The sequence below is a fragment of the Streptomyces sp. DG2A-72 genome (genome assembly GCF_030499575.1).
Classification (GTDB): Bacteria; Actinomycetota; Actinomycetes; order Streptomycetales; family Streptomycetaceae; genus Streptomyces.
Window position 1 is genome coordinate 7,593,351 of record NZ_JASTLC010000001.1, and the last position, 22,423, is coordinate 7,615,773.

The window sequence follows — 22,423 nt, forward strand, 5'->3', positions numbered from 1 at the left end:
AACAACGTCATATTGACTTCGAAACTTGAAGGCATAGCCTGAGCGACGTTGTTCTTACCTTCAGGTACCTTCTGGTGGACCTCGAAGGGCTGACCCGACCGGCAGCGTTGCCGGTAGCCCGAGGAGTACACGTGACCAGCACAGCGCAGGCACCCAAGTCAGGAGCCGCTTCGGCTCACCCCGAACATCTCGGGCGCGTCGTCTTCATCGCCGCGGCTGCCGCGATGGGCGGCTTCCTCTTCGGCTACGACAGCTCCGTGATCAACGGCGCCGTCGAGGCCATCCGCGACCGCTACGACATCGGCTCGGCGGCGCTGGCGCAGGTCATCGCCATCGCCCTGATCGGCTGTGCCATCGGCGCCGCCACCGCCGGCCGGATCGCCGACCGCATCGGCCGTATCCGGTGCATGCAGATCTCCGCCGTGCTGTTCACCGTCAGCGCCGTCGGCTCGGCGCTGCCCTTCGCCCTGTACGACCTCGCCTTCTGGCGCGTCGTCGGCGGCTTCGCCATCGGCATGGCCTCCGTGATCGGCCCGGCCTACATCGCCGAGGTCGCCCCGGCCGAGTACCGAGGACGGCTCGGCTCCTTCCAGCAGGCCGCGATCGTCATCGGCATCGCCGTCTCCCAGCTGGTCAACTGGGGTCTGCTGAACGCCGCCGACGGCGACCAGCGCGGCCAGATCCTGGGCCTGGAGGCCTGGCAGGTCATGCTCGGCGTCATGGTGATCCCGGCCGTCATCTACGGCCTGCTGTCCTTCGCCATCCCCGAGTCCCCGCGCTATTTGATCTCCGTCGGCAAGCACGAGCAGGCCCGCGAGATCCTCGCCGAGGTCGAGGGCAAGGACGTCGACTTCGACGCCCGGATCGCCGAGATCGAACACGGCATGAACAGCGAGCACAAGTCGAGCTTCAAGGACCTGCTCGGCGGCTCCTTCTTCTTCAAGCCGATCGTCTGGATCGGTATCGGCCTGTCGGTCTTCCAGCAGTTCGTCGGCATCAACGTCGCGTTCTACTACTCGTCGACCCTGTGGCAGTCGGTCGGCGTCGACCCGACGGACTCGTTCTTCTACTCCTTCACGACGTCGATCATCAACATCGTCGGCACCGTGATCGCGATGCTCCTCGTGGACCGCATCGGCCGTAAGCCGCTGGCCCTCATCGGCTCCGTCGGCATGGTGATCGGCCTGGCGCTGGAGGCCTGGGCGTTCTCCTTCAACCTCGTCGACGGCAAGCTGCCGGCCACGCAGGGCTGGATCGCCCTGATCGCCGCCCATGTCTTCGTCCTCTTCTTCGCCCTGTCCTGGGGTGTGGTCGTCTGGGTCTTCCTCGGCGAGATGTTCCCGAACAAGATCCGCGCCGCCGCCCTGGGCGTGGCCGCCGCCGCACAGTGGATCGCCAACTGGGCCATCACCGCGAGCTTCCCGTCGCTGGCCGACTGGAACCTCTCCGTGACCTACGTGATCTACGCGGCCTTCGCGGCGCTCTCCATCCCCTTCGTCCTCAAGTACGTGAAGGAGACGAAGGGCAAGGCACTGGAGGAGATGGGGTAACCGTCCCCGTACGAGACGTACCGCCCCGGCTCAGCCTTCGAGGTCATTGAGCCGGGGCAGCACGTTTTCGCAGAACAGCCGCAGGCTGCGCCACCCCTCCTCCACCGGCATCCCGCCCGACAGCGGATGCAGCACATGGTTGTCGAGCCCCTGCGTCACGCACTCGTCCGGCGTGAGAATCCGGTAGACGCCCTCGGCGCGCAGCTCGTCCACGGTCGTGGCCGCCGACTTCACCGCGGACCGTATACCGCCGGACTGCCAGGAGGCGTACGTCCGCGCCTCATGCAGGAAGTGGCCGCCGTACTCGCTCCACGCCCGGTCCGGGTCCTCGGCGATGTGCAGCAGCGGCTGCTCGGTCGCGGGCATCATGGTCCAGCCCTCGGTGCCGTACTCGACGAGCCGTTCCTTGTAGTACGTCTCCAGCTCCGGCAGATGCGCGCTGGGGAAGAAGGGCAGGCCGAGCCGGGCGGCCCGGCGGGCGGCGGCCTGCGAGGAGCCGCCGACCAGGAGGAGGGGGTGCGGATCGGTGAACGGGCGCGGGGTGACCCGGACCGTACGGCCCCGGTACTCGAACTCCGCGCCGGTCCAGGCCTTGAGGAGGGTTTCGAGGAGTTCGTCCTGGAGCCGCCCCCGCCGCTTCCACTCCACGTCGAACAGGGCGTACTCCTCCGGCCGGTAACCGATCCCGGCGACGGTCACCAGCCGTCCGCCGCTCAGCAGATCCAGTACGGCGATGTCCTCGGCCAGCCGCAGCGGGTCGTGCAGCGGTCCGATGATCGCCGAGACCGTGACCGCGATGTTCCGGGTGGCGCCGAAGACGGCTCCCGCGAAGACGAAGGGCGACGGCAGCCAGTTGTTCGCGGCGCCGTGGTGCTCTTCGGTCTGCACGGTGGTGATGCCGTGCTCGTCGGCGTACCCGGCCATCTCCAGCGCCGCCTTGTAGCGGGTGCTGAGCGAGGCGGGGGTCGCGCCGGGCTCGACGAGGTTGAAACGTACGACCGTGACGGGCATGGGAAGTCCCCCTTCAGCGGGCGGGCGTGCGGGGAACATAGCTGACGGGTCGTCAGACTGCCAGAGGTTCGCCTTCCGACCGTGAGGAGGGTGTGTCACGGCCCACCGCATGAGCCGTGACACACCCTGGGGACGCTGCAATGCGCACCCGACGAGTCCAAGCTGATACTGGACGCGTTGTGGCTCCGCCCCTGAGGGGCTTCCGGCCGACGCGAAGTCGACCGCGGGCCAGCCCGGCTCGGCGGGGACCGCAGCCCCGCGTGGACAGCGAACGGCCGAGCGGGAGGTCGCGCCATACTGGACCTGTTATGGAAACCGTCATCCTTGCTGTAGTCATCGCCGTGGTCGTGCTCGGTGCGCTCGGCGGGCTCATCGTCGGCAGCCGGCGCAAGAAGCCGCTGCCCCCGCCGCCGCCCGCCGCGCCCGACATCACCGCCCCTCCGGCCGAGCCGCACGTCGGCGACGAGGCCGAAACGCCGCGCGAAGAACCGCGCCGCACGATAGAGGAGGTGGACCTTCCCGGCGGCTCGGCCCCGGCCGCCGTCGAGGAACCGCCCGTCGTCGAAGAGCTTCCGCCGACCGAGATCGAGGTCCCGGAACCCACCGCGGGGCGCCTGGTGCGCCTGCGCGCCCGTCTCTCCCGCTCCCAGAACGCCCTCGGCAAGGGGCTGCTCACGCTGCTCTCGCGCGAGCACCTCGACGACGACACCTGGGAGGAGATCGAGGACATCCTGCTCACCGCCGACGTCGGTGTGCAGCCCACCCAGGAGCTGGTCGACGGGCTGCGTGAGCGCGTCAAGGTGCTCGGTACCCGGACGCCGGAGGAACTGCGCGGCCTGCTGCGCGAGGAGCTGCTCAAGCTGGTCGGCACCGACATGGACCGCGTCGTGAAGACTGAGCCGGAGGACCGCAAGCCCGGCATCGTGATGGTCGTCGGCGTCAACGGCACCGGCAAGACCACCACCACCGGCAAGCTCGCCCGGGTGCTCGTCGCCGACGGCAACAGCGTCGTCCTGGGCGCCGCCGACACCTTCCGTGCCGCCGCCGCCGATCAGCTGCAGACCTGGGGTGAGCGGGTCGGCGCGTACACCGTGCGCGGGCCCGAGGGCGGCGACCCCGCCTCCGTCGCCTTCGACGCGGTCAAGGAGGGCAAGGAGATGGGCTCCGACGTCGTCCTCATCGACACCGCCGGGCGCCTGCACACCAAGACCGGCCTCATGGACGAGCTCGGCAAGGTCAAGCGGGTCGTGGAGAAGCACGCTCCGCTGGACGAGGTGCTGCTCGTGCTGGACGCCACCACCGGCCAGAACGGTCTGGTGCAGGCCCGCGTCTTCGCCGAGGTCGTCGACATCACCGGCATCGTCCTGACCAAGCTGGACGGTACGGCGAAGGGCGGCATCGTGGTCGCCGTGCAGCGCGAGCTGGGCGTGCCGGTCAAGTTGGTCGGTCTCGGCGAGGGCGCTGATGACCTGGCGCCGTTCGAGCCGGAGGCGTTCGTGGATGCGCTTATCGGAGAGTGAGTGCCGCGTCGGCCGTACCAGAGCGCCCGCCTCAGAAGCTGGAGGCGGGCGCTTCACTGTGTACGCCTACGCCCGGGACCTGTGCGCCACGTACGCCAGCGTGCCCAGCAGCAGTCGGGCCTCCGGCGGCCGGGTCGCCGAGTCCAGCTCGGGGGAGCGCAGCCAGCGCACCGGACCCAGGCCGGCTCGGTCGGACGGCGGAGCGGTGATGTACGTACCCGGGCCGAGGCCGTGCAGGTCGAGGGAGGTCGGGGCGTCCCAGCCCATGCGGTAGAGCAGCTCGGGGAGGTCGGTGGCGGCGCCGGGGGCGACGAAGAAGTGCGTGCGGCCCTCGGGGGTCGCCGTGACCGGGCCGACGGGCAGGCCCATGCGTTCCAGCCGGGCCAGGGCATGGCGTCCGGCGGGCTCGGCGACCTCGATGACGTCGAACGTCCGGCCGACCGGCAGCATCGCCGAGGCGCCGGGGAACTCGCCCCAGGACTCGGTCACTTGGTCGAGGGTTGCGCCGGCGGGTACCTCCGGCGCGAAGTCCAGCGGGTGTGCGCCCGGCGCGCGGCAGTCGGAGTGGCCGCAGGAACAGGCGCCCGCCGCGGCCCGCGCGCCCGGCACCACGTCCCAGCCCCAGAGCCCGGTGAACTCGGCCACGGCGGTGCACTCCGACGTGCGGCCGCGGCGGCGCGAGCCGGACCGGATGTCGCGGATGCCCCGACTGCTGCCGATCGTGAAGCCCATGCCCCCTCCAACGGGTCCGACGCACCGGTGGTTACGAGACCACCCGGAATGTGACTGACCGTGTTCTCGCCTCCGTGCCGAGCGGCGCCTTCGAGCGGCTCGGGTGGTGCGCCCGGCTGCGTGCACCCCTGAGTGCACCGTTCCGCCCACTCCTGGCCGTCCTATGTCAAGTGAATCGCGTACGAGCGACCGTGAGTTCATTCGAAGGGGTGGCGAATGGTGGCGTTTCCGGGATCGCCATGGCTGGAGGCGTGATCGTAGGATTACTTTGAGTGCACGAGTCCTGGGGGCACATGCACTTGTGGGTATGCCGGAGGCAACTCGGCTTTCCGTTCGAAGGGTGACAACTACCGGACAGACGGCCGTATTTACCGGCATTCTGATAGGGCTTGGCGCACTCGACGACAAGTGGTCTCAGGGATGGGGGCGTTCCAGTGGGCGGCAACGGCGGAAGCGGTACGAACGCTGACAAGCGCCCCAATGAGCTGCTCGGCTCGTGGTTCGTGCGCAGCGGCTGGTCCAAGGGCGAGCTTGCGCGGCAAGTGAACCGCAGGGCGCGTCAGTTGGGGGCCAACCACATCTCCACCGACACCTCGCGGGTACGTCGCTGGCTGGACGGCGAGAATCCGCGCGAGCCGATCCCCCGGATCCTGTCCGAGCTGTTCTCCGAGCGGTTCGGATGTGTCGTCTCCGTCGAGGACCTGGGACTGCGCGCCGCCCGCCAGTCACCGTCCGTGTCCGGAGTCGACCTCCCCTGGACGGGCCCGCAGACCGTGGCCCTGCTCAGCGAGTTCTCGCGCAGCGACCTGATGCTGGCGCGGCGCGGCTTCCTCGGGACCTCGCTGGCCCTCTCCGCGGGCCCGTCCCTCATCGAGCCGATGCAGCGCTGGCTGGTGCCGGCGCCGCAGGCCCCGCAGCAGGAGGCCGGGGCCGTCCCGTCCTCACGTGCGCGTGGCCGGCTGTCCAAGCCCGAGCTGGAGCTCCTCGAGTCCACCACCGTGATGTTCCGCCAGTGGGACGCCCAGTGCGGCGGCGGCCTGCGCCGCAAGGCCGTCGTCGGCCAGCTGCACGAGGTGACCGACCTCCTCCAGGAGCCCCAGCCCGAGTCCACCACCCGCAAGCTGTTCAAGGTCGCCGCCGAGCTGGCCGAGCTGGCCGGCTGGATGTCGTACGACATCGGACTCCAGCCCACCGCGCAGAAGTACTTCGTCCTCGCCCTGCACGCCGCGAAGGAAGCGGGCGACAAGCCGCTCGGCTCGTACATCCTGTCCAGCATGAGCCGCCAGATGATCCACCTCGGGCGGCCCGATGACGCGCTGGAGCTGATCCACCTCGCGCAGTACGGCAGCCGGGACTGCGCGAGCCCCCGCACCCAGTCGATGCTGTATGCGATGGAGGCCCGGGCCTACGCCAATATGGGCCAGCCCGGCAAGTGCAAGCGGGCGGTGCGGATGGCCGAGGACACCTTCGGAGAGGCCGACGAGTGGGACGAGCCGGACCCCGACTGGATCCGCTTCTTCTCCGAGGCCGAGCTGTACGGCGAGAACTCCCACTCCTACCGCGACCTCGCCTATGTGGCGGGCCGCAGCCCCGCCTACGCGTCCCTCGCCGAGCCCCTGATGCAGCGGGCCGTCGACCTCTTCGCCAAGGACACCGAGCACCAGCGGTCGTATGCGCTGAACGCGATCGGGATGGCCACCGTGCATCTGCTGCGACGGGAGCCCGAGCAGGCCTCTGTCCTCGCCGCCGAGGCCATGCAGATCGCCAAGAAGGTCCGCTCCGAGCGCGTGAACACTCGTATCCGAAAGACGGTCGACACGGCCGTACGCGACTTCGGGGATCTCGCCGAGGTCGTGGACCTCACCGACCGGCTCGCCATCGAGCTGCCCGAGACCGCCGAAGCGGTCTGACACCCCAGAACCCCGGCCGCGGCCGGCCCTCCCGACTGCCCGACTCGGCTCCCCCATGCCAGGTCATCGGAGGACCAGCCGTGGCCGGACCCTGAAGGTTGCGCCACGATAACGATCGCGCGGCCGGGCATCCGGCAGTTCATCGACGCGTAACACACAGGGCGTCTTCGTCACGGCGGCGAAACAACGAGGGGCTTCCAACGAAACGGCGCTGCGCCAATCTCATGGCGCATAAACCGGCCCACCCCTCAAATCCGCTCAAGGCTTCGCCCGCACGGGGCCGTACCAACGACGAGGAGACGCCGATGGCATCAGCCGCCATCACGCTAGCCGCAGACGCTCCCACGCTGTCTGCCGCAAACACCGGGTTCATGCTGATCTGTTCGGCTCTGGTGTTGCTCATGACCCCCGCTCTCGCCTTCTTCTACGGCGGCATGGTCCGGGTCAAGAGCACCCTGAACATGCTGATGATGAGCTTCATCAGCATCGGCATCGTCACCATCCTGTGGGTGTTGTACGGCTTCTCCCTCGCCTTCGGCACGGACAGCGGCAGCATCATCGGCTGGACCTCGGACTATGTCGGACTCAGCGGCATCGAGACCGGTGACCTGTGGGGCACCTACAACATCCCGGTCCTCGCCTTCCTGGTCTTCCAGCTGATGTTCGCGATCATCACCCCGGCTCTTATAAGCGGTGCTCTCGCGGACCGCGTGAAGTTCACGGCCTGGGCGCTGTTCGTCGCCCTGTGGGCCACGATCGTCTACTTCCCTGTCGCCCACTGGGTCTGGGGCGAGGGCGGCTGGGCGTTCGACCTGGGCGTCATCGACTTCGCCGGTGGTACGGCGGTCCACATCAACGCCGGTGCCGCCGCGCTCGGTGTGATCCTGGTCATCGGCAAGCGCGTCGGCTTCAAGAAGGACCCGATGCGCCCGCACAGCCTGCCGCTGGTCATGCTCGGCGCCGGTCTGCTGTGGTTCGGCTGGTTCGGCTTCAACGCCGGCTCCTGGCTCGGCAACGACGACGGCATCGGCTCGCTGATGTTCGTCAACACGCAGGTCGCCACCGCCGCGGCCATGCTGTCCTGGCTGATCTACGAGAAGATCCGCCACGGCGCGTTCACCACGCTGGGCGCCGCCTCCGGCGCGGTCGCCGGTCTGGTCGCGATCACCCCGTCCGGTGGCGCGGTCTCCCCGATCGGCGCGATCGCCGTCGGTGTCGTCGCCGGTCTGCTGTGCGCCATGGCCGTCGGCCTGAAGTACAAGCTCGGCTACGACGACTCGCTCGACGTCGTCGGCGTCCACCTCGTCGGCGGTGTCGTCGGCTCCCTGCTCATCGGCCTCCTGGCCAGCGGCAAGGGCCAGTCCAAGGTCGAGGGCCTCTTCTACGGCGGCGGCATGACGCAGATGTGGAAGCAGCTCGCCGGTGTCGGTGCGGTTCTCGCCTACTCCCTGATCGTCTCCGCGATCCTCGCCTTCCTCCTCGACAAGACCATCGGCATGCGGGTCTCCGAGGACGAAGAGGTGGCCGGCATCGACCAGGCCGAGCACGCCGAGACCGCATACGACTTCAGTGGCGCCGGTGGCGGTGCCGCCAAGTCCGCCGTCGTACCCCCGGCCCCCGCAGCCACGAGCAAGAAGGTGGACGCATGAAGCTCATCACCGCCGTCGTCAAGCCCCACCGGCTCGACGAGATCAAGGAAGCCCTCCAGGCCTTCGGGGTCCACGGACTGACGGTCACCGAGGCGAGCGGCTACGGTCGTCAGAGGGGCCACACCGAGGTCTACCGGGGCGCCGAGTACACGGTCGACCTGGTCCCCAAGATCCGTATCGAGGTCCTCGCCGAGGACGACGACGCCGAGCAGCTGATCGACGTCATCGTCAAGGCGGCCCGTACCGGCAAGATCGGTGACGGAAAGGTCTGGTCCCTCCCGGTCGAGACGGCCGTACGGGTCCGGACCGGCGAGCGCGGGCCGGACGCGCTCTAAAAGAAGAGGAACAGGAGTCGCTGGGTGACGAGTACGGATGTACGGGAAGAAGCAGAGGACTCGGGACCCAGCGGCTACGCGGCGGCCCGGCTGCGCCTCCTCCAGGAGGGGGCGCGGTCCGGGCCGCCGCGCCGTACGGCCCTCGCCGAACTGACCGACGACTGGCTGTCGGGGCTGTTCGGCGCGGGCGCCGACGGGCTCAAGGGCGCCTCCCTGATCGCGGTCGGCGGCTACGGCCGCGGCGAGCTGTCTCCCCGCAGCGACCTCGATCTGCTCCTGCTGCACGACGGCAGTGACTCGGACGCGGTCGCGGCGCTGGCCGACCGCATCTGGTACCCCGTCTGGGACCTGGGCCTGGCCCTCGACCACTCGGTGCGCACACCGGCCGAGGCCCGCAAGACCGCCGCTGAGGATTTGAAAGTCCAACTCGGTCTCCTGGACGCCCGGCACATCGCCGGCGACCTCGGCCTGACCGCAGGACTGCGCACGGCCGTCCTCGCCGACTGGCGCAACCAGGCGCCGAAACGTCTCCCCGAGCTCCAGGAGCTGTGCGCCGAGCGCGCCGAGCGCCAGGGTGAGCTGCAGTACCTGCTGGAGCCGGACCTGAAGGAGGCCCGCGGCGGCCTCCGTGACGCCACCGCCCTGCGTGCCGTCGCCGCCTCCTGGCTGGCCGACGCCCCGCGCGAGGGCCTCGACGACGCCAGGCGCCGACTGCTCGACGTACGCGACGCCCTGCATCTGGCGACGGGCCGGGCCACCGACCGGCTGTCCCTCCAGGAGCAGGACCAGGTCGCTGCCGAGCTGGGCCTCCTCGACGCCGACACTCTGCTGCGGCAGGTGTACGAGGCGGCGCGCGTCGTGTCGTATGCAAGCGATGTCACCTGGCGCGAAGTGGGGCGCGTGCTGCGGTCGCGCGCGGTGCGGCCGCGGCTGCGCGCCATGCTGGGCGGTGGCGGGAAGCCGGTCGCCGAGCGGTCCCCGCTGGCCGAGGGTGTGGTGGAACAGGACGGCGAGGTGGTGCTCGCCCGCGCCGCGCGCCCCGAACGCGACCCCGTGCTGCCCCTGCGCGCCGCTGCCGCCGCCGCGGAGGCCGGCCTGCCGCTCTCCCTGCACGCCGTACGGCGCATGGCGGCCACCACACGCCCCCTGCCCACGCCGTGGCCCGCCGAGGCACGTGAGCAGTTGGTCACCCTGCTGGGCTCCGGCCATCCCACCATCGAGGTGTGGGAGGCGCTGGAGGCCGAGGGCCTGATCACCCGCATGCTCCCCGACTGGGAGCGGGTCCGCTGCCGCCCGCAGCGCAACGCCGTGCACATCTGGACCGTCGACCGGCATCTCATCGAGACGGCCGTCCGCGCCTCCGACTTCGCCCGCCGGGTCAGCCGCCCCGACCTGCTCCTGGTCTCCGCGCTGCTGCACGACATCGGCAAGGGCTGGCCCGGCGACCACTCGGTGGCCGGCGAGATCATCGCCCGCGACGTGGCGGCCCGGATCGGCTTCGACCGCGAGGACGTCGCCGTGCTCGCCACGCTCGTACGGCATCACCTGCTGCTCGTCGAGACGGCCACCCGGCGCGACCTGGAGGACCCGGCCACCGTGCGCTCGGTCGCCGAGGCGGTCGGCACGCAGGGCACGCTGGAGCTGCTGCACGCGCTGACCGAGGCGGACGCGCTGGCCACCGGCCCGGCCGCCTGGTCGTCCTGGCGCGGATCCCTGGTCGCCGACCTGGTGCGGCGGGTCTCGGCGGTGCTCGCCGGGGACGTTCCGGAGGAACCGGAGGCCGCCGCGCCCACCGCCGAGCAGGAGCGACTCGCCATCGAGGCGATCGCGACCGGCAGCCCCGTGCTGTCGCTGCGCGCGCAGACCGAGCCGCCGACGGAGGACCAGCCGTCCGGCGAGCCCGAACCGCTCGGCGTCGAGCTGCTCATCGCCGTACCGGACCAGAAGGGCGTGCTGCCCGCCGTGGCCGGTGTGCTGGCGATGCACCGGCTGACGGTACGGACCGCGGAACTGCGGGCCCTGGACCTGCCGGACGGCGTCGAGGGGTCCGTCCTGCTGCTGGACTGGCGGGTCGCCGCCGAGTACGGCTCCCTGCCGCAGGCCGCCCGGCTGCGCGCCGATCTGGTACGGGCCCTGGACGGTTCCCTGGACATCGCGGGCCGCCTCGCCGAGCGCGATGCGGCCTATCCGCGGCGCCGGGGCGTCGTGGCGCCGCCGCCCCGGGTGACGGTCGCACCCGCGGCATCGCGGCTTGCGACGGTGTTCGAAGTGCGCGCCCATGACGCGCCTGGACTGCTGCACCGGATCGGGCGCGCGCTGGAGGACGCGGGAGTGCGGGTGCGCAGCGCGCATGTGTCGACGCTGGGCGCGAACGCGGTGGACGCCTTCTACGTGACCGGCCAGGACGGCGCACCGCTGCCGAGCGAGGAAGCGGGAGCGGTGGCGCGGAAGCTGGAGGAGACGCTGCGGGCGTGACCTCGCGGTCATGTCAATGCGTTTACTGAATGTGGTTCCCGCCGACGCGGGGTTTCCGTCCCCGTCCGCCGACAACGCGGGCGGGGGCGATTTGCTTGCGGGGCCAGATACCCTGGAGGACAGCCCAAAACGACCCCGACTCCGAGGACCGACGCCACCGTGTTCGATACCCTCTCCGACCGCCTCAGCGCGACTTTCAAAAACCTCCGCGGCAAGGGCAGGTTGTCCGAGGCGGACATCGACGCCACGGCGCGTGAAATCCGGATCGCGCTCCTCGAAGCGGACGTGGCCCTACCTGTCGTCCGCACGTTCATCAAGAACGTCAAGGAACGTGCCCTCGGCGCCGAAGTCTCCCGCGCGCTGAACCCGGCCCAGCAGGTCCTCAAGATCGTCAACGAGGAACTGGTCACCATCCTCGGCGGCGAGACCCGTCGTCTGCGCTTCGCCAAGCAGCCGCCCACCGTGATCATGCTGGCGGGTCTGCAGGGCGCCGGTAAGACGACCCTCGCGGGCAAGCTCGGCCACTGGCTCAAGGAGCAGGGCCACTCGCCGCTGCTCGTCGCCGCCGACCTCCAGCGCCCGAACGCCGTGAACCAGCTCAGCGTCGTCGCCGAGCGCGCCGGTGTCGCGGTCTTCGCGCCGGAGCCGGGCAACGGCGTGGGTGACCCGGTGAAGGTCGCCAAGGACTCCATCGACTTCGCCAAGACCCGGGTCCACGACATCGTGATCGTCGACACCGCTGGCCGCCTGGGTATCGACCAGGAGATGATGCAGCAGGCCGCGGACATCAGGGACGCCGTCAGCCCCGACGAGATCCTCTTCGTCGTCGACGCGATGATCGGCCAGGACGCGGTCAACACCGCCGAGGCCTTCCGTGACGGCGTCGGCTTCGACGGCGTGGTGCTCTCCAAGCTCGACGGTGACGCCCGTGGTGGTGCGGCCCTGTCGATCCGCCAGGTCACCGGCAAGCCGATCATGTTCGCGTCGAACGGCGAGAAGCTCGACGACTTCGACGCCTTCCACCCTGACCGGATGGCCTCCCGCATCCTCGACATGGGTGACCTGCTCACCCTGATCGAGCAGGCGGAGAAGACGTTCAGCCAGGAAGAGGCCGAGAAGATGGCCTCCAAGCTGGCGTCCAAGAAGGGCCAGGACTTCACCCTGGACGACTTCCTGGCCCAGATGGAGCAGGTCAGGAAGATGGGCTCCATCTCCAAGCTGCTCGGCATGCTGCCCGGCATGGGTCAGATCAAGGACCAGATCAACAACCTCGACGAGCGTGACGTCGACCGCACGGCCGCGATCATCAAGTCGATGACCCCGGCCGAGCGCCAGGAGCCGACGATCATCAACGGCTCGCGGCGTGCCCGTATCGCCAAGGGTTCCGGTGTCGACGTCAGCGCGGTCAAGGGCCTGGTCGAGCGGTTCTTCGAGGCCCGCAAGATGATGTCCCGCATGGCTCAGGGCGGCGGTATGCCCGGTATGCCGGGCGTCCCGGGCATGGGCGGCGGCCCTGGCCGGTCGAAGAAGCAGCCCAAGAAGGCCAAGGGCAAGCAGCGCTCCGGCAACCCGATGAAGCGCAAGCAGCAGGAGCAGGAGGAGGCCGCCCGCCGCGCCGCCGCCGCTCAGGGCGGCAACGCGTTCGGAGTGCCGCAGCAGGGGGCGCAGGACTTCGAGCTGCCGGACGAGTTCAAGAAGTTCATGGGCTGACGGTTCGGTCTGTACAGCTTGGTTCGTACGACGCTGGGGGCGCCCTTCGCCAGGGGCGCCCCCAGCGTCGTATGCGCACGCAGCAGAGCTTCATCAGTTCGGTGTCGCCCGCGCCCTGAGAGCGTCGCTCACGCTCCGTCTCACCTCCCCTCAGGACCTCTGGACGGCGAGCGTTTCCCGCAGATGCTCGAGCCGCTCGCTCTGTGGCAAACCTCCTGAGCGTCCGGCGAGCCGACAGCGTCACGCAGGCCCGGCTTCGGTATCAAGAGCAGGGCTGTCCCGCAATCGGCCTTCGGCTGGGGTCGACTGCAGGGCCGCGGGCTATCGGGCGCGCCTCCATCGCGAAGGCGGCAGTTCCAAGGAGCTCCGGCACTGTGTGTCCGACGGGGTCGAGGGCCTGCCTGTGCGGGAGATGTCGGGTGGTTACGCAGAGCGGTTGGGTGCCTGGTGCCTCAGGCACCGGGGGTCCCCGGCGCGCCGTATCGGGCGAGCATGGTCAGCACCGCTTGGTCGACCGCGTTGGTGATGGCGGAGTCGTCGGGCTCCCAGCGCGCGAGCAGCATCCGCGGCCAGAACACGTAGTTGGAGATCATTCCGAGGAACTGGGTCGCCGCCATCTCCGCATCGTCAAGCCGTGCCGCACCAGCGGCGTTTTCCGCTTCCAGGTAGCGGCGGACCGATTCGAAGTAGGGCATCTTGCCGAGCTTGAACTGGGTCTCGCCGAGCTCGGGGAAGCGTGGTACCTCGGCGATGACGATGCGGAAGAGGGCGGCCATGCCGGGCTGGGTGAGAAGGTCCACGTATCGGCGTCCGATGGTCTCAAGCCCTGCGCGGAGGTTCCCTGGCTCGGGGAGGGGAGCCTCCTCGTCGTCGACCTTCCAGTATTCGGTGACGATCGCCTCGAACAGGGCCGCCTTGGTGGTGAACTGCTTGAACAGAGTCGCCCTCGACACTCCGGCCGCCTCGGCGATGCGGGCCAGCGAGGTGCCGTCGTAGCCGGAGTCGAGGAACAGCTTCGTCGCTGCCTCGATGATGGACGTCCGCTTCTGCGCTGCCACGCGCCGGTGGTATTCCGAAGGCTGTGCCGTCATGCCCTCCAGTATGCCTCTCGCTGCGAGGTGAGTCACTTGACTCACCTCTAGCCCTGCTCTTACCTTGAGAGAGGAGGTGAGTCACTCGGCTCACCATTAATGTGAGCCTGGAAGGATGCATCGTGGGACGCTTTGAGGGCCAGACCGTCATCGTCACGGGCGGCAGCGGGGGCATGGGCAGCAGTCATGTGCAGGGCTACCACGCCGAGGGGGCGAACGTCGTCATCGCCGGCCGCGACGACGCCGCCGGCCGCGATCTCGCTGCTCAGCTCAGTCATCGGGCTCTGTCCGTTCACCTGGATGTCGCCAGCGAGGACGACTGGGCGGCGGTGGTGCGAGAAGTCGAAGGCCACTTCGGGCCGGTCACCATCCTGGTGAACAACGCGGGCGTCCAGAATCCGGCGGCCCCTGTCGAGCACACCGAACTCCGCACCTGGGAGCACACCTTCAGCGTCAACGTCACCGGCCAGTTCCTCGGCATCAGGGCCGTGGCTCCGTCGATGCGCAGGAGCGGTGGCGGAAACATCGTCAACATCGCTTCGACCATGGCCCACGTCGGCACGGCCTTCTACGCCCCCTACACCGCCAGCAAGTGGGCCGTGCGCGGGCTGACCAAGACGGCCGCGCTGGAGCTGGGGCGGGACAACATCAGGGTCAACTCCATCCACCCCGGCGTCGTCTCCACACCGCTGATCAACGAACCCACCGTCGCAGGCCAGCCGGCCATCGCCGACTTCTACTCGCCCGATCCCTTCGCCATCCCCCGCCTCGCCGAACCCTCTGACATCACCCGCCTGTTGCTCTTCATCACCTCCCAGGACGCATCTTTCGCTACGGGCTCGGAATTCGTCCTGGACGGGGGCCTGCTGCTCGGCCCTGCACTGCAACCCGAAGCCGACATCGCAGCTTGAGCCGGCATTGCAGTACGGAGCGTGCAGTCGCGGGCGCCCATCTTGTCTTGTTCAAGGCGAAGCGATCTTGCCTTGCGATGACGACGGGCGGTGGCAGTTGTGATCACGGCGTCCGAGCCGTCCTGGACAGCTCCATTCACCGGGCTGAGCCCGCGCTGCTTCGGCAGGTTGGTGGCCGCGTTGCGACGGGAGGGCGCGGATGCGGTGCGGCGGGGCCGTCCGTGGAGTCTGCCGCTGGAAGACCGCGTGCTGCTCGTGACAACGTACTGGCGCACAAACTTGACGATGCGCCAGCTTGCCCCGCTCTTCGGCATCTCGAAGTCCGCGGCCGACCGCATCATTGACCATCTCGGCCCCCGGCTCGCGCTCCAGCCTCGTCGGCGGTTCCGCAAGGACACCGTGCTCATCGTGGACGGCACCCTGGTGCCCACTCGCGACCATTCGATCGCCGGACAGTCCAAAAACCACCGCTACTCGACTGCCCATCAGGTCGTGATCGACGCCGTCACCCGCTTGGTCGTCGTGGCCGGCCGACCGCTGCCCGGCAATCGCCATGACTCTCGCGGCTGGGAGGGATCCGGCGCCAAGGCCGCCGTGGGCACCACCACGACGATCGCCGATGGCGGCTACCAGGGCACCGGACTGGTGATACCGCACCGGCGAGCGGCCGGGCAAGCCGAACTTCCGGCCCGGAAAAGGGCCGGCCAAGGCACCGCCGGCTGGCGCGTGTTCGCCAAGACGTCCTCCCCGGCAGACAAGGCGGTACGCGTCGACGACGTCGTCCTCCTGCAGAACGCCTACAACAGCAACGGCGGCTTCCTGGTGGCGGTCAGAGGCCGTCCGGAGCGGCCTGGGGGACCGTCACCGGCCTCGCCCAGTCCATGCCCAGCTCCGCGAGTGCGGCGAGCTGGTCGGCGTCCAGCCGGTCCCTTCTCGATTTCGTGTCCGAAATCCATACCCAGACCGTCGATGTGATCGACGGCGAGATGCGGCGGATCGTCGACGAGTGCTACGACGTGGCGTGCCGCAAACTCCGCGACCACCGCGGCCAGTTGGACGCCCTCGCCCAGGCCCTCCTGGAGAACGAGACGCTGGAGGAGGCGGACGCGTACCGGATCGCGGGGATCACGCGCCTGGCGAAGGACGTGGACACCTAGGGCGTAGGGGCGAGTGGTCGCCTAGGGCGTACGGGCGATCAGATACCGGAACACGTTCGGCATCCACACCGTCCCGTCCCCCCGCAGATACGGATGCAGGGCTTCCGTCAGCTCCTTGTCCACCTGCGCCTGGTCCGTCGCGGTGATCGCCGCGTCGAAGAGCCCCGTGGACAGCAGTCCGCGCAGCGCGCTGTCCATGTCGGCGTAGCCGAAGGGGCACGCCACCCGGCCCGAACCGTCGGGCTTGAGGCCGGCCCGCTGGGCGACCTCCTCCAGGTCGTCGCGGAGGGCGGGGCGCCAACTGCCCGCGCTGCGCAGCGGATCCGCCAGCTTGGCGGCCACCCGCAGCACGGACGACGTGGTGCATCGTTCCGGCGGACCCCAGCCGGCCAGCACCACGGGCGCCCCCCGCGCGGCGAGCGGTGCCGCTGCCTCGATCAGCCCGCCGAGTCCCGCCGAGTCACCCGCGAGACACCCGATGGGCTCGAAAGCGGTCACCAGGCTGTACGCGGGCGTCTCCGCGTCGGTCGCGTCCCGCGGTGAGCCGTCGACGAGCCGGGTGTCCGCACGCGCGCGCGTGCCCCACGCCTCGGGCCGCAGCCGCTCCCGCGCGAGGGCGAGCCGTTGCGGGGAGGAGGGTTCGACACCGGTGACGGCGGCGCCTCTGGAGGCTGCCATCACCAGGGCCAGCCCGGATCCGCAGCCGAGGCCGAGGAGCCGTGTGCCGACGCCCACTTGCAGTCGCTCGTAGACGGCCTCGAAGAGCGGAACCAGCATCCGCTCCTGGATCTCGGACCAGTCACGCGCGCGTGCACACAGGTCCACGCGTGGCGCGGGGCCCGCAGGAGACAGGTGCTGCCGCACGAGCGTAGGTGTCATGTAAAGCGCCCCAATCAGACGAGAGTTGCCGCTGTGCCCGATTCCATAGCCCCCGTGACATGAGCTCGCTGTCCCCCCGTATGCCAGGAAACTCCGCGTCCGACGCCTCGTCCAGAGGGTTGTGCCGCCCGGCTTGTGGGTTCGCTGTACGAGTGGCGAGATTTCACATTCCGGCAACGTGGGCCCGTACCATCTCGTCATGGCAAAGGCACCCGTACTCACCCCGCGGGCGGACGACTTCCCGCGCTGGTACCAGGATCTGATCACCAAGGCCGAACTGGCCGACAACGGTCCGGTGCGCGGCACCATGGTGATCCGACCGTACGGGTACGGGCTGTGGGAGCGGATGCAGGCCGAGATGGACGCCCGCATCAAGGAGACGGGCACCCAGAACGCGTACTTCCCGCTGCTGATCCCGCAGTCGTACTTCGCCAAGGAGGCTGAGCACGTCGAGGGCTTCGCGCCCGAACTCGCCGTCGTCACGCACGGCGGCGGCAAGGAGCTCGAAGAGCCGGCCGTGGTCCGTCCCACCTCCGAGATGATCATCAACGACTACTTCTCGAAGTGGGTGCAGAGCTACCGCGATCTGCCGCTGCTGATCAACCAGTGGGCGAACGTGGTCCGTTGGGAACTGCGGCCCCGCCTCTTCCTCCGTACGACCGAATTCCTGTGGCAGGAAGGCCACACCGCGCACGCCACATACGAGGACGCCCGCGACTTCGCCGCGCACATCCACCGCAAGGTCTACGAGGACTTCATGGTGAACATCCTCGCCATGGACTCCGTCCCCGGCCGCAAGACCGTCAAGGAGCGCTTCGCGGGCGCCCTCAACACCCTCACCCTCGAAGCGATGATGGGCGACGGCAAGGCCCTCCAACTGGCCACCAGCCATGAGCTGGGCCAGAACTTCGCCAAGGCCTTCAACACCCAGTACCTGTCCAAGGACGGCACACAGGAACTGGTCTGGCAGACGTCCTGGGGGTCCACCACCCGCATGATCGGCGCTCTGGTGATGACTCACGGAGATGACAACGGCCTGCGGGTCCCGCCTCGCCTCGCCTCGGTACAGGCCGTCGTCCTCGCGATCAAGGGCGACGACGCGGTTCTGGCCAAGGTCCGCGGGATCGGCGACCAGCTGAAGGCGGCGGGCATCCGCGTCCACGTCGACGAGCGCACGGACACCCCCTTCGGGCGCCGGGCCGTCGACTGGGAGCTGAAGGGCGTGCCGGTCCGGATCGAGGTCGGCCCCCGTGACCTGGAGAACGGCACCGCGATGCTGGCCCGCCGGATCCCCGGCGGCAAGGAGCCGGTGGCCATCGACTCGCTCGTACGGCTGCTACCCACGATCCTCGAAGAGGATCAGGCGCTGTTGCTGACCCAGTCCCGCGAGCGCCGTGAGTCCCGTACGTCCGACGTGTCGAGCATCGAGGAGGCCGTCGACGCGACGACCGCCGGAGGCTGGGCGCGCATCCCCTGGGCGGCCCTCGGCGAAGAAGGCGAGGCCAAGCTGGGCGAGCACGCGGTGACCGTACGGTGTCTGGTCGCCGAGGACGGGTCGGTGCCTGACGCCGATGACGCACCCGGTAACGTCGCGATCGTCGCGCGGGCTTACTGAGCCATGGGCGGAGTCGACCGAAACGCCTCTTGCGCGTCGCGCGAACACACGTGCCCCGGCGCGCGGACAGGCTCTACACGCCGGGTCGTACGTCAGACTACGACCCGGCTTGGTATGAGCTGTGAGGCTTCTCCGCAGATCAGCGCACCCGCCCTCGTCCGGACGCATCAGCGGCAACTGACGGGTACGTGCAAATTATTTGGGATGCCCCGGAATAGGAACACAGCGGCACTCTGGCTCGTTGTCATTACGTGAGCACGACACAGACACCACCTGTTCTCGCCGCAGAGCTGGCGCAGGCGTGGGCCGACATTCAGCGGTACCACCCCGAACTGCCGGATCTTGCCGCGCCCGAGTCACTGATCGGGGAGTCGTCGTCCGCCTGCGGGCACGCGCTCTCCTTCGAGCGACTGCTTCATGAGGCAGTCCACGGCATCGCCGCCGCCCGCGGAATCCGCGACACCTCGCGCGCCGGCCGATACCACAACCGCAGATTCCTCGCGATCGCCGAGGAGCTGGGCCTGGACCACCCGGAGGAACCGCACCCCAGCAGCGGCTTCTCCCTGGTCACGCTCAACCCCGAGGCGAAGAGGCGCTACCGCCCGACGATCGAGCGGCTCCAGCGCGCCCTCAAGGCCCACACCGCAGCGACCTCGGCCGACACATCCCGGACCTTCCGCGGCCCGGCGGCCCGCCATGGCTCCTCCGGCGGTGGCGTCCGCGTCAAGGCCGTCTGCGACTGCGGGCGCAACGTCCGCGTCGTCCCGTCGGTCCTGGCCCAGGCCCCGATCGTCTGCGGCGGCTGCGGCAAGCCGTTCCGCATCCCGGAGGTCGTGGGCGTGGCGTAGCCACGGGGCGTTGAGCACCGGCATCTCGTGGCTGCCGGTCGGAACGCGTGGTGATGGGTGCCGCCGTGACCCGCCCAGCCTGCGGGCAGTCGTGCCGCTGGGGCGGCACGGGTGGGCGCAGGCGGCACCCCGTAAGCGCCGGGTTGCGACTCCCCTCAAGGGCACCCTCGATGCCGGGTGCCCCCTCAGCCATGCCCAGGCACACCTCACCGCGACCTCGGCTCAAAGCGACCCGCAGGGTGTGGCACAATGGCTAGCTGTACTCGACAGCCGCACAGGACCCCTCTCTCCTCCGGCTGACGCGTCCATCGGGCACTCGGGTACCGCAACCCCACGCGGCCATCTCGCCGTGCCCAACCACGTCAAATCCAGGAGAACCCACTCCCGTGGCAGTCAAGATCAAGCTGAAGCGTCTGGGCAAGATCCGTTCGCCTCACTACCGCATCGTCGTCGCCGACTCCCGCACTCGCCGTGACGGCCGTGCGATCGAGGAGATCGGTCTGTACCACCCGGTGCAGAACCCCTCCCGCATCGAGGTCGACGCCGACCGCGTGGCGTACTGGCTCTCTGTCGGCGCCCAGCCGACCGAGCCCGTCCTCGCCATCCTGAAGAAGACCGGCGACTGGCAGAAGTACAAGGGCGAGCCCGCCCCGGCGCCGCTGCTGCAGCCGGCCGAGAAGGCGGCGCGTCCGTCCTTCGAGGCTCTCGGTGGCGACGACGAGGGCAAGGGTGAGGCGATCACCCAGAAGAAGAAGGCTGAGAAGAAGGACGAGGCTCCCGCCGCGTCCGAGTCGACCGAGGCCTGAGCATGCTCGAGGAGGCTCTCGAGCACCTCGTGAAGGGCATCGTCGACAACCCTGACGATGTGCAGGTCGCCTCGCGCACCCTGCGCCGCGGACGCGTGCTCGAGGTCCGGGTCCACCCGGACGACCTCGGCAAGGTCATCGGCCGCAACGGCCGTACCGCACGCGCTCTGCGTACCGTCGTGGGCGCCATCGGCGGACGCGGTGTCCGCGTCGACCTCGTCGACGTGGACCACGTCCGCTGACGCCAATCGCAGCACCGGCTCGGGCCGGGGAGGGCCACTGGGCCGTCCCCGGCCCGCAGTCGTACGTACGACAGGAGATCTTCGAAAAGTGCAGCTCGTAGTCGCCCGGATCGGCCGCGCCCACGGCATCAAGGGCGAGGTCACCGTCGAGGTACGTACCGACGAGCCGGAACTCAGGCTCGCCCCCGGCGCCGTACTGGCCACCGACCCCGCCTCCGTGGGCCCCCTCACCATCGAGACCGGCCGGGTGCACAGCGGCCGCCTCCTGCTGCGCTTCGAGGGCGTACGCGACCGGAACGGCGCGGAGGCCCTGCGCAACACCCTCCTGATCGCTGAAGTGGACCCGGAGGTGCTCCCTGAGGAAGAGGACGAGTACTACGACCACCAGCTGATGGACCTGGACGTCGTCACCAAGGACGGCACGGAGGTCGGCCGGATCACGGAGATCTCGCACCTGCCTTCGCAGGACCTGTTCATCGTGGAGCGCCCCGACGGCAGCGAAGTGCTGATCCCCTTCGTGACGGAGATCGTCACCGAGATCGACCTCGAAGAGCAGCGCGCCGTCATCGACCCGCCGCCGGGTCTGATCGACGACCAGGCAGAGGTCGTCTCGTCGAGGGATCCCGAAGCATGAGACTCGACGTCGTCACGATCTTCCCCGAGTACCTGGAGCCCCTGAACGTCTCCCTCGTCGGCAAGGCACGCGCGCGTGGACAGCTGAATGTGCACGTGCATGATCTGCGGACCTGGACGTACGACCGCCACAACACGGTCGACGACACCCCGTACGGCGGCGGCCCCGGCATGGTGATGAAGACCGAGCCCTGGGGCAACGCCCTGGACTCCGTCCTCGCCGACGGCTACGAGACCGGCTCCCACGCCCCCGCCCTCCTCGTCCCCACGCCCAGCGGTCGCCCCTTCACCCAGGAACTCGCCGTCGAGCTCTCCGAGCGCCCCTGGCTGATCTTCGCGCCCGCCCGCTACGAGGGCATCGACCGCCGTGTCATCGACGAGTACGCGACGCGGATGCGTGTCTACGAGGTGTCCATCGGCGACTATGTCCTCGCCGGCGGCGAGGCGGCCGTACTCGTCATCACGGAAGCCGTCGCGCGTCTGCTGCCCGGCGTCCTGGGCAACGCCGAGTCCCACCGGGACGACTCCTTCGCGCCCGGCGCCATGGCCAGCCTCCTGGAGGGGCCCGTCTACACCAAGCCGCCCCAGTGGCGCGGCCGGGAGATCCCGGAGGTGCTGCTCAGCGGCCACCACGGCAAGATCGCCCGCTGGCGCCGGGACGAGGCGCTGAAGCGGACGACGGCCCATCGGCCCGACCTCATCGAGCGCTGCGACCCCAAGGTCTTCGACAAGAAGGACCGCGAGATGCTCTCCATCCTGGGCTGGATGCCCGACCCGGAGGGCGAGCCGTACGGCCGATTTTGGCGCAGGCCACAGGGCGTGGAAGAATAGGCCGCTGCTGTGCGCCGTCCGGCGTGCGCCCCTGCCACAGGGGGACACGACGCCCGCCCCGACGAGCACGGCTCTCATTCCAGGAACACCTAGTTTCCGTTGATGACCTGTGGCATCAGCGAAGAAAGCAGACGAAATGTCTCACCTGCTCGACTCCGTCGACGCCGCGTCGCTGCGCAGCGACGTCCCGGCCTTCCGCCCGGGCGACACGGTCAACGTCCACGTCCGCGTCATCGAGGGCAACCGCTCCCGTGTGCAGCAGTTCAAGGGCGTAGTCATCCGTCGCCAGGGCGCCGGTGTCCGCGAGACCTTCACGGTCCGCAAGGTCTCCTTCTCCGTCGGCGTCGAGCGCACCTTCCCGGTGCACACCCCGATCGTCGAGAAGATCGAGCTCGTCACCAAGGGTGACGTGCGCCGCGCCAAGCTGTACTACCTGCGCGACCTGCGCGGCAAGGCCGCGAAGATCAAGGAGAAGCGCGAGAACTGAGCGCTTCTCGGAGGTCACAGCGGGGCCGGAT

General features: G+C 69.4%; 19 protein-coding genes and 2 pseudogenes. 17 read left to right on the top strand and 4 right to left on the bottom strand.

Features of this window, described 5'->3' with window-relative positions:
• Nucleotides 1-131 precede the first annotated feature (131 nt).
• The gene (locus tag QQY66_RS36260; RefSeq protein WP_301984550.1) at nt 132-1,550 is read left to right on the top strand and encodes a sugar porter family MFS transporter; all 1,419 of its coding nucleotides are present in this window, start codon (nt 132-134) and stop codon (nt 1,548-1,550) included.
• 30 nt (nt 1,551-1,580) lie between these two features.
• Here the strand turns inward: QQY66_RS36260 and QQY66_RS36265 are convergent, their stop codons facing one another.
• Nucleotides 1,581-2,561: an LLM class flavin-dependent oxidoreductase gene (locus QQY66_RS36265; RefSeq protein ID WP_301984551.1), complete on the bottom strand. Its 981-nt coding sequence runs from the start codon at nt 2,559-2,561 to the stop codon at nt 1,581-1,583.
• 308 nt (nt 2,562-2,869) lie between these two features.
• Here QQY66_RS36265 and ftsY point away from each other — a divergent pair, with 308 nt between their 5' ends.
• Entirely contained in the window at nt 2,870-4,081 is a 1,212-nt protein-coding gene (ftsY, locus tag QQY66_RS36270) for a signal recognition particle-docking protein FtsY (RefSeq protein ID WP_301984552.1), read from the top strand.
• 66 nt (nt 4,082-4,147) lie between these two features.
• On the opposite strand, the gene QQY66_RS36275 is transcribed toward ftsY, so the two are convergent.
• Nucleotides 4,148-4,813 carry a bifunctional DNA primase/polymerase gene (locus QQY66_RS36275; RefSeq protein ID WP_301984553.1) on the bottom strand — a complete coding sequence of 222 codons (666 nt, stop codon included), beginning with the start codon at nt 4,811-4,813 and terminating at the stop codon, nt 4,148-4,150.
• 434 nt (nt 4,814-5,247) lie between these two features.
• Here QQY66_RS36275 and QQY66_RS36280 point away from each other — a divergent pair, with 434 nt between their 5' ends.
• The 5 genes from QQY66_RS36280 to ffh all read left to right on the top strand — a co-directional run bounded on the left by QQY66_RS36280 (nt 5,248) and on the right by ffh (nt 12,892).
• Nucleotides 5,248-6,723 (top strand): hypothetical protein, encoded by a 1,476-nt coding sequence (locus tag QQY66_RS36280; protein ID WP_301984554.1) that lies wholly within the window; start codon nt 5,248-5,250, stop codon nt 6,721-6,723.
• Between the two features lie 305 nt (nt 6,724-7,028).
• Nucleotides 7,029-8,372, top strand: a complete 1,344-nt coding sequence (locus QQY66_RS36285; protein ID WP_301984555.1) for an ammonium transporter — start codon at nt 7,029-7,031, stop codon at nt 8,370-8,372.
• Nucleotides 8,369-8,707, top strand: a complete 339-nt coding sequence (locus QQY66_RS36290) for a P-II family nitrogen regulator (RefSeq protein WP_003997576.1) — start codon at nt 8,369-8,371, stop codon at nt 8,705-8,707. Before QQY66_RS36285 ends, QQY66_RS36290 begins: the two co-directional genes overlap by 4 nt.
• Before the next feature lie 24 nt (nt 8,708-8,731).
• Entirely contained in the window at nt 8,732-11,182 is a 2,451-nt protein-coding gene (locus QQY66_RS36295) for a [protein-PII] uridylyltransferase (protein ID WP_301984556.1), read from the top strand.
• 159 nt (nt 11,183-11,341) lie between these two features.
• Entirely contained in the window at nt 11,342-12,892 is a 1,551-nt protein-coding gene (gene ffh, locus QQY66_RS36300; protein WP_301984557.1) for a signal recognition particle protein, read from the top strand.
• A gap of 452 nt (nt 12,893-13,344) precedes the next feature.
• Here ffh and QQY66_RS36305 read toward each other — a convergent pair whose 3' ends face one another.
• A complete protein-coding gene (locus QQY66_RS36305) occupies nt 13,345-13,983 on the bottom strand; it encodes a TetR/AcrR family transcriptional regulator (protein ID WP_301984558.1) in 639 nt (212 codons plus the stop codon).
• 122 nt (nt 13,984-14,105) lie between these two features.
• Between QQY66_RS36305 and QQY66_RS36310 the strand changes: the two genes are divergently transcribed.
• The 3 genes and pseudogenes from QQY66_RS36310 to QQY66_RS36320 form a co-directional block, all read left to right on the top strand.
• Nucleotides 14,106-14,894 (top strand): SDR family NAD(P)-dependent oxidoreductase, encoded by a 789-nt coding sequence (locus tag QQY66_RS36310; protein ID WP_301984559.1) that lies wholly within the window; start codon nt 14,106-14,108, stop codon nt 14,892-14,894.
• A 90-nt stretch (nt 14,895-14,984) separates the two neighbouring features.
• Nucleotides 14,985-15,581 (top strand): annotated as a pseudogene (locus QQY66_RS36315) (transposase family protein); the annotation flags it as partial.
• Nucleotides 15,582-15,853: 272 nt separating this feature from the next.
• Nucleotides 15,854-16,051, top strand: a pseudogene (locus QQY66_RS36320) (cell division protein FtsH); the annotation flags it as partial.
• A gap of 21 nt (nt 16,052-16,072) precedes the next feature.
• Here the strand turns inward: QQY66_RS36320 and QQY66_RS36325 are convergent.
• On the bottom strand, nt 16,073-16,930 hold the full coding sequence (locus tag QQY66_RS36325) for a class I SAM-dependent methyltransferase (RefSeq protein WP_301984560.1): 858 nt from the start codon (nt 16,928-16,930) through the stop codon (nt 16,073-16,075).
• A 199-nt stretch (nt 16,931-17,129) separates the two neighbouring features.
• Here QQY66_RS36325 and proS point away from each other — a divergent pair, with 199 nt between their 5' ends.
• The 7 genes from proS to rplS all read left to right on the top strand — a co-directional run bounded on the left by proS (nt 17,130) and on the right by rplS (nt 22,392).
• Nucleotides 17,130-18,545, top strand: a complete 1,416-nt coding sequence (gene proS / locus QQY66_RS36330; RefSeq protein WP_301984562.1) for a proline--tRNA ligase — start codon at nt 17,130-17,132, stop codon at nt 18,543-18,545.
• Nucleotides 18,546-18,796: 251 nt separating this feature from the next.
• The gene (locus tag QQY66_RS36335) at nt 18,797-19,393 is read left to right on the top strand and encodes a hypothetical protein (protein WP_301984563.1); all 597 of its coding nucleotides are present in this window, start codon (nt 18,797-18,799) and stop codon (nt 19,391-19,393) included.
• Nucleotides 19,394-19,779: 386 nt separating this feature from the next.
• Nucleotides 19,780-20,199, top strand: coding sequence for a 30S ribosomal protein S16 (gene rpsP, locus QQY66_RS36340; protein ID WP_301984564.1), 420 nt, complete (start codon nt 19,780-19,782; stop codon nt 20,197-20,199).
• Between the two features lie 2 nt (nt 20,200-20,201).
• Nucleotides 20,202-20,441 carry an RNA-binding protein gene (locus tag QQY66_RS36345; protein WP_007384965.1) on the top strand — a complete coding sequence of 80 codons (240 nt, stop codon included), beginning with the start codon at nt 20,202-20,204 and terminating at the stop codon, nt 20,439-20,441.
• A gap of 88 nt (nt 20,442-20,529) precedes the next feature.
• Nucleotides 20,530-21,075: a ribosome maturation factor RimM gene (gene rimM, locus QQY66_RS36350; RefSeq protein ID WP_301984565.1), complete on the top strand. Its 546-nt coding sequence runs from the start codon at nt 20,530-20,532 to the stop codon at nt 21,073-21,075.
• Entirely contained in the window at nt 21,072-21,905 is an 834-nt protein-coding gene (gene trmD / locus QQY66_RS36355; protein WP_301984566.1) for a tRNA (guanosine(37)-N1)-methyltransferase TrmD, read from the top strand. Before rimM ends, trmD begins: the two co-directional genes overlap by 4 nt.
• A 136-nt stretch (nt 21,906-22,041) precedes the next feature.
• Nucleotides 22,042-22,392 (top strand): 50S ribosomal protein L19, encoded by a 351-nt coding sequence (gene rplS / locus QQY66_RS36360; RefSeq protein WP_031485105.1) that lies wholly within the window; start codon nt 22,042-22,044, stop codon nt 22,390-22,392.
• Nucleotides 22,393-22,423 lie beyond the last annotated feature (31 nt).